We start from the raw sequence: 7,777 nt of genomic DNA, 5'->3' as shown, positions 1-7,777 counted from the left end.
TGAACGGTGAACGGTGAACGGTGAACGGTGAACGGCCCTACGGGCGTGTGAGGCGGAGCTCGCGGGACCAGGTGTTGTCGGGGTCCGGGACGGAGGTGGGTGGAGGGAGGATGTAGTGGCCGGCGCCGATGAGGGGATCCCCGGCACTGGCGGGCTGGCGGAGGATGCCGCTGAAGTGGACGGTGCGCTTGAGGGGGCTGCCCTGAGAGACGCGATCGGTGAGCTCAAAGCTGCCGGTGAAGGTGCCATTGGCCGGGGAGAAGGTCTTGGTCGTCCATTTGGTTAGGTTTGCCACGGGGGTGAGGACGCTGACGGAAGCGGTGGTGGCGCTGACGGTGCCGAGGGAGAGGCGCACGGGCAGGTCCGGGTGAGAGGCGCTGCCGGTGTCCTCATGCGTGACACCCAGGCTGCTGCCGGTGAGGCCGAGGCGCTGGGCCAGGGTGACGGCGGGTGCCTTGGTGCTGGGAGGCAGCCAGGGGTCCAGCAAGAGGGCGGTGGTGACGGGGCCGAAGAGGCCGCGGTAGAGGGGATCCTTCAGTCCGATGTCTTTCCGCCAGGTGAGCAGACCCTCTGGCACATGACGGCGGCCGGCGAGGACGGGGTGCGGGGTGAGGCTGAAGCTGCCGGCCAGCCAGACCTGGGGCCGGGTGGCTTTGTAGGGGTGCAGAAAGAGCCGGTGGCGTGGGTCCGGGGCCTCATCTGGCAGGGTGGTGGCGGTGAAGGCGGTGCCGTCCGCGAGCTTTCCGGCATAGGTGATGCCGCCGTTCTTGCCGATGGTGGCGGTGGCCCAGCCTGAGCCTGCGGGGACGAAGAGGTGCGCAGGCAGCGCGGGCTCCAGGAGGAGGGTGTGCGTGCCTGCATAAGGCACGGTCTGGCTGGCGGGCAGGGAGAGCAGTTTGCTGCCGTCCTTGGCCCGGCCGATGAAGTTGCCATCCCGCAGGAGGTGGACGGTGAGGGGGCCGAACCGGGGGAGGGTGACGTTCAGCCGCCAGGGCACTTTGGCCGAACCGGAGGTGACGAGGGTGGTGGCGCTACCGGTGGTCTGCCAGCCACCGGGACCTGCCTGCAGGCTGCCGCTGGCAAAGGAGACGGTGGCGGTGGCGGGATCCGCGCAGGTGATGAGCCTGGCGCTGAAGGTCTGGCCGCCGGGGGTGAGGGTGAGGCTGAGCTTGCCGACGGGGTGGCCGTCTTCACCGGTGAGGAGGGCCTCGTAGTCACCCGCAAAGGTGGTGACGGTGAGATGAGCGGGCAGGTAGATGAAGCTGTAGTTCACCGCGGTGGCACCGCTGGCAGTGATAGGGTAGAGGCCGCCGGGGCTGGTGGGGGTGGCTTTGGTGGTGAGGACGGGCGGCTTGGTGAAGACGACCTCCTGGGGGTCCCGGTAGACGTCGTAACTGACGACGCTGTAGGTGAGCGGGGGATTGGGCTGTCCGGCCGCTTTCTGCTGGTCATCCGGGATGATGAGGAGGGGCGCCTTGGTGATGACGAGGGTGGCGGTTTTGGTGGTGGTGCCAGCCACGACTTTCACGGGGTAGCTGCCAGCATCCGTGGGGCCGGTGGGGGTGTAAACGCCACCGACTTTATAGGTGATCTCGTCCACCGTCTCCGAACCGACGACATACACGCCTTTTTCCTGGCCGTCATAACGCTGCAGCAGGCTGGTGATGACAAAGCTGGGGGGAGTGGGGTCGGGCTTGACCTGGATGGTTCTGACCACGGGAGTGGCGGCTTTATAGAGGCCGCCGCCCGGCTGGGAGGCCTGCACCTTGATGGTCCCTGGGCCGGTGTGCGCGAGGGTGCCGTCCTGCAGGGAGGCTGCGGTGGCCGGGCCTGAGATGAGGGTAAACTGCACGGGCAGCCCGGAGCTGGCCTCTGCCACGAGCTGCAGGGCATACTCACTCTCATAGACGTAGGCGGGAGGGGTGAAGGTGATGGTCTGGGCGAGCGGGGCGGCGAGGCCGATGCCCTCGACAGCGATGGTGTAGACTGGGGTGTCCGGATCATCACTGGCGACTGTGACGGAGGCCTGATGCAGGCCGGGTGTGGCAGGATCAAAGGCGATCTGGAAGCCGGCATCGGTGTTGGGGGTGATGGTGGCGGTGGGCTGGGTGGGGACGGTAAAAGCGGGAGATCCGCGCAGGGTGACGCGCGGTGTGCCGGTGAGGTTCAGCGTGGTGGTGCCCAGGTTATTGATGCTCAAGCTGCGGGTCACGGGGGCGTCCGGGAGGGCGACGGTGCCCATGGAGACACGGCCAGCACCGGAGGGGAGATGCTCCTCACCGAACACCGTGATGTCAGGCGCGCCGTTCAGGTTCGCCTGGATGATGTAGGGGGAGAAGACGGGGTCAGGGCCGATGACGTTGTGGGTGCTTTGGAAGCTGCCACTGACGTAGAGGTGGTCCCCAGGCCCCACGGCCAGGGAGGTGACTCCTCCGCGCAGCCCACTTCCCAGGGGGAACCAGGTGCTGCCGTCCCACCGGGCGATGCAGCTGGCAGGCGTGGTGCCAGCGTAGTCAAAGAGACCTCCCACGTAGAGACTGCCATCGTGGACAGCCATGGCGGCCACTTCATTGAAGGATCCCTGGACGCCCATGCCCAGGGCTGACCAGAAGGTGCCGTCCCACCGGGCGATGTTCTTGACCGGGACACTGCCTGCGGAGGTGAGATTACGACCTCCGACATAGAGATCCGTGCCGTCCACCGCCAGGGAACTGACGACGCCGCTGACCCCGGAACTGAGGGCGGACCAGGTGTGGCCGTCCCACCGGGCCACCCGGGAGGCCGGGGTGCCACCGGCGGAGGTGAAGATGCCACCGGCATAGAGATCGGTGCCGCTCACGGCCAGGGCGCGGACATAACCAAACATGTTCATGCCGCCGCCCACGCTGGACCAGGCCTCGCCGTCCCAGCGGGCGATGTGGTAGACGAGCGTGTCATCTGCGTGAAGGAACTCGCCTGCGGCGTAGAGATAGCCGCCGCTGAAGGCCAGGGCCTGGACGTTACCCGAGGTCCCCTGGCCGAGGGCGGACCAGGTGCTGCCATTCCATTGGGCAATGTTGCTGGCCGACTGGTCGCCAGCGGTGTGAAAATCTCCCCCGACGTAGACGTCGCTGCCGTCCACGGTGATAGCGCTGACCATCCAGCCCTGGAGTCCGGAGCCGAGCGGGGACCAGGTGCTGCCATCCCAGCGGGCGATGTGGTCGGCCCTCACATCCCCGATCTGGGTGAAGGTGCCGCCCGCGTAGAGATGGCTGCCGCTGACGGCGAGGGCATAGACATAGCTGTTGATGCCTGGCCCGACGACTGACCAGGCATCTGCCTTGTAACGGGAGATGTTCCCCACCCAGGTGTCCCCGGTCCGGTCGAAGGAGCCGCCGATGTGGAGTTCGTTGCCCTGGAAGGCCAGCGCATAGATGCCCCCCTGCACCTCTGAGCAGACGCTGGTCCAGGTGCTGCCGTCCCACCGGGCCACGCTGGCCGGTATCTCCCCGCCCAGGCTGGTAAATCCTCCCCCGGCGTAAAGCTGGTCATCCTTGACCGCGAGCACGTAAACAACGCTGTCCAGGCCGGTGCCAAGGGCGGACCAGGCACGGCCATTCCATTGGGCGATGTTGGCGGCCTCCACATCCCCTGCCATGGTGAAGGAGCCGCCTGCATAAAGGGTGCTGCCGATGAGGGCGAGGGAGGTGATGTCATAGTCCGTGCCGGAGCCCAGAGCGGACCAGGTGCTGCCATTCCAGCGGGCGATGTGGGCGGCGTCCACGCTGCCTGCCCGGTCAAAGGAACCGCCTGCGTAGACGCTGCTGCCGCGGACGGCGATGGCATTGACCACCCCGGAGACGCCGGCACCGAGGGGTGACCATTTGCCGCTGCTCCACCGGGCGATGCCGGCGGCCTCCTTTCCCCCGGCAGAGCTGAAAGCACCGCCCACGTAGAGAGCGCTGCCGCTGACGGCGAGGGCATAGACCTCCAGATCCAGGCCAGAGCCGAGGGTGGACCAGGTGGTGCCATCCCAGCGGGCGATGTTTTGCGCCTCCAGGTCCCCGGCGGCGGAGAATGCGCCGGCGACGTAAAGGTGGCCGCCCATCATGGCGAGGGAGGTCACGCTGCCGCCCTGCACCCCTGAGCCGAGAGCGGACCAGGAGCTGCCATCCCACCGGACGATGCAGCTGGCCTGCACATTTCCGGCGCGGGTGAAATTTCCGCCGACATACAGGTTTCCGCTGCCGTCCACCACGATGGCGCTGACGGTGCCGTCCACACCCGCCATTCCGGGGCTGATGCTGACCCAGTCCGCGTCACTGAAGGTGGGGTCGATGCGCAGGGGATACTGTGCGCCAGTATCCTGCACCTGCACGCGGAGCCGGGTGGGTGCGGGCACGCTAAGCCGCGCCCTGAGCAGGCGGCCGCGCGCATCCACGACGCGCAGGCGTGAGTAAAGGAGGACACGCTCTGACACATCCATGGTTAGGCGGACGCCGGAACTCCGGGCCTCCGCCCGGGCGCCGCTGAGAGCGAGGTCCACGCTGAGATCCCCCTGCCCTGCCGGTGCGGCGGGGAGGATGAAGTCCTGCCGCACGCCGTCCGCGCTGACGGAATACTCCTCCACAAGACCGGGCCGTGCCCAGCGGGCGTGGGTGGTGTCTGAGGTGACCGCGCCGGTTTGCGCCAGGCTGCTCTGCACGCCTCCCGCACGGCCCACGCTGTCTGCCCGCAGGTGCAGGGTGCCACCGGCGGCGGCGGTGGACTCGGTGGAGCGCAGCCAAAGGCCGGCGGCGGTGACCTCACCGGCCAGCTTTTGGAAGCCGGAGCGCAGGACGGCTCCGCCTCCTTCCGCCCCTGGGGTGATGCCGGTAGAGCCGCTCCGATCCTCCGCCGTGGCCCTGGCCCCGAGCTCTGAGAAGGGGATGATGCCAGGGGACGAAACGGGCGCTGACGGTGTGCCGGCATGGGCTGCTGTCAGAACCAGAAGGAAGGGAGTGAGGGAAGCCAGCCCGCAAAAACGTGTGAACAAACTCATGAAAAACGTGGAACGCCGCCGAAACAGTCACGGGTGTTTGCGGACCTTAATGGGCTTCTTAGCGGGAAATGAGGCGGATGTCGAGATTCGGTTCTCGGTTCTCGGGCTTGCCCTCCGAAGGCTTGGCGAAGGAGGGTTCTCGGTTCCCTGCCCTGCCCTGGCTTGTTCCATTTTCAGTTTTCCATTTCTCCATTTTTAGTTCCTCCATGGTTTGGGTCGTGGAGGGACTTGATGGCTTTGCTTTTCGTTAGGCGGGGAGGCTCCAGGGCGGTTCGCGGAGACATGGTGAAACTGAAACTGGAGGAACTGAAGATGGAAAATGGCATGAGGCCGGGAGGGGAGATACGCGGGCCAGATCGGCTGAAGCCTTGACTCCAACTTCGGGTGGCGCGGGTCGGGGGTGGAGTCTTGCGGCTGTCTTTTTTACACCGCAGAGACGAGAAGACCGCAGAGAATACCCCTTGAATGAATTTCTCTGCGGTCTTCTCGTCTCTGCGGTGTGAAGTTCATGGGTGACACGCCGCTTATTCTTGAAGCGCTTTTTGTTGGGCAAGTGGGACGCGGGGAGGCTTCGGGGGAAAACAGGTTGGAAAACCTGTTCTACGTCCCTGAAGCCTTCACTCCAACTTCAGCTGGCGCGCTGGTCCCGGCGGCCGGAGGCGTAGGCTTCGAAGACTTTCAGGATCTCGTCGCGGACGCGGCGGAAGACGCGCATCTGATCTTCCTCGGTGCCGGTGGCGTGGGCGGGATCATCAAAACCCCAGTGATGGCGGTTCATCTGGCCGGGAAACATGGGGCAGGCCTGGTCGGCATTCCCACAGACGGTGATGACGGTCTCGATGTCCTGGGTGAGGAACTCGTTGAGATGCTTGGAGCGGTGCGCGGAGATGTCGATACCGATCTCAGCCATGGCCTGGATGGCGAGGGGGTGGACGTAACCGGCGGGCTTGGAGCCTGCGCTGACGACGGTGTAGTCAGCGCCAAGAGCGCGGCGGAGGATGCCTTCGGCGAGATGGGAGCGGCAGGAGTTTCCAGTGCAGAGAATGAGGATGGCGGGCTTCATGAGACGGGAGGGGTGCACTTGCATCTGCCACGGCCGCCACAGCAGCCGGCATCACGCACGCCGATGCACAGGGGCACGGCGATGAGCGCGCCGAGCACGGGGGCGATGAGGTAGACCCAAAGATGGTTAGGCTGGCCGCTGATGAGCGCGGGGGCCAGGGAGCGGGCGGGATTCATGGAGGCTCCGGAGACGGGACCGGCGAACATGGCTTCCAACGCGATGACGGCGCCGATGGTGATGCCGGCGGTGATGCCCTTTTCCTTAGCCCCGGTGGAGACGCTGAGGATGGTGAGCATGAGGATGGCGGTGAGGACGAGCTCAAGCACGAAGCTCTGCATGGCGGAACCTGCGGGCAGGGTGGCGCCGAGGGCGGCGGGATTTTGCGGGTAGAGAAGGTGCAGCAGAGCGCTGGCGGCCAGCGCGCCGGTGATCTGCGCGGTGAGGTAGGCCGGAACCGCCCTCCAGGAAAGGCGGCGCGCGGCGGCGAAGGCGAGGGTGACGGCGGGATTCAGGTGCGCGCCGCTGACATCCCCAAAAGTATGGATCATGGCCAGGACGACGAGGCCGAAGGTGAGGGCGATGCCAGCATGACCGATGCTGCCCTGGGTGGCGGCATTGATGACGATGGCGCCGGTGCCCGCGAAGACGAGGGTGAAGGTGCCGAGGAATTCCGCGAGGAGCTTTTTCATGACGGCGACGAGGAATGACCTAACAACATTTGGTTCCAGGTGTGCAGCAGGAGGAGGCGGCAGCGGCGGCGGCCTCGTTTTCCTTCTCTTGCTTCGGAGCCGGGCCGCAGCTTTCCGGCGTGCAGAGCTCGCGGGCGAGGCAGTCTGTGTGCTTGAGGCCGAGGGTGAAGGTGAGGGCTCCGTCGACGATGGCGGCGCTTTCCACGGGATACTGGGAGATGAGGTGCTCCTCATGCTCCACCTCCACGGGCAGGTCGTGATGCGGGAGGACCTCTCCGGCCTTGTCAAAGATGGTGGCGAGCTTTCCAGCATACAAGCGGTGGTCCACGTCATCATGCACCCAGGTTTGCAGCAGGCAGGTCTCCAGCGTGCGCGCGGTGCCGCCGCAGTCGATGAAGCGCTTCAGCACATGACCGACCTCGGTGATGTGGTAGTGAGGTGCGACGAAGCTGCCATCCGGCAGGCGGAAGGAGAGGGGCTTTTCAGCGTGGGCCCGGAGATGGGTGAGGAAGTCTGTGATGTTCATGGGGGGAGGACTCAGCAGCAGGATTTGGTTTTGGATCGGGATTGGGTCTTGGGCTTCCGCGGGGCGATCTGGTCCAGGCAGCCGAGGAAGTCCGCGAAGCAGTCACAGGCGAGGCGGTAGTAGATATTGAGCCCGTGCTTCTCCGAGGCGAGGACGCCGGCCGCCCGCATGAGGGAGAGATGCTTGGAGACGGTGGACATGTCCGCGGCCACGAGGTCCTTGATGTCACAGACGCACATCTCCCCTTCCATCAAGGCCTCGGCGATGAGGAGGCGCGAGGGATGCGCCAGGGCCTTGATGACGGCGGCGCGTTTTTTGGAGGCTGCTTTTCGGTCTGACATGCTTGGGTATTTGGCGAAATAGCCAAATAGTTCAAGCGGCAATTTTTTCTTTTTTTGGAAGGCGGGATCTGGGCTCTGGGGAGATTTGGGGAATGGAGGAATGGAGAATGGGAGGGGCTTCGGGATCTAAAGGGGGGA

General features: G+C 65.6%; 5 protein-coding genes. All 5 read right to left on the bottom strand.

Features of this window, described 5'->3' with window-relative positions; all coding sequences use genetic code 11:
* Positions 1 to 37: 37 nt before the first annotated feature.
* Positions 38 to 5,020 carry an MBG domain-containing protein gene (locus BGE01nite_RS29750; protein ID WP_146856262.1) on the bottom strand — a complete coding sequence of 1,661 codons (4,983 nt, stop codon included), beginning with the start codon at positions 5,018 to 5,020 and terminating at the stop codon, positions 38 to 40.
* 628 nt (positions 5,021 to 5,648) lie between these two features.
* Complete coding sequence (locus BGE01nite_RS28365; RefSeq protein ID WP_146856260.1) at positions 5,649 to 6,083, bottom strand: arsenate reductase ArsC; 435 nt, start codon at positions 6,081 to 6,083, stop codon at positions 5,649 to 5,651.
* Positions 6,080 to 6,772: an MIP/aquaporin family protein gene (locus tag BGE01nite_RS28360; protein ID WP_146856258.1), complete on the bottom strand. Its 693-nt coding sequence runs from the start codon at positions 6,770 to 6,772 to the stop codon at positions 6,080 to 6,082. The genes BGE01nite_RS28365 and BGE01nite_RS28360 overlap by 4 nt, the downstream gene beginning before the upstream one ends.
* A gap of 19 nt (positions 6,773 to 6,791) precedes the next feature.
* A complete protein-coding gene (locus tag BGE01nite_RS28355) occupies positions 6,792 to 7,298 on the bottom strand; it encodes a DUF6428 family protein (RefSeq protein ID WP_174770068.1) in 507 nt (168 codons plus the stop codon).
* Between the two features lie 11 nt (positions 7,299 to 7,309).
* On the bottom strand, positions 7,310 to 7,639 hold the full coding sequence (locus tag BGE01nite_RS28350; protein WP_146856256.1) for an ArsR/SmtB family transcription factor: 330 nt from the start codon (positions 7,637 to 7,639) through the stop codon (positions 7,310 to 7,312).
* Positions 7,640 to 7,777 lie beyond the last annotated feature (138 nt).

Source organism: Prosthecobacter gellanilyticus, from assembly GCF_007992435.1.
In the GTDB taxonomy this organism is placed as follows: Bacteria; Verrucomicrobiota; Verrucomicrobiia; order Verrucomicrobiales; family Verrucomicrobiaceae; genus Prosthecobacter; species Prosthecobacter gellanilyticus.
This window is presented reverse-complemented; position numbering and strand designations above follow the sequence as displayed.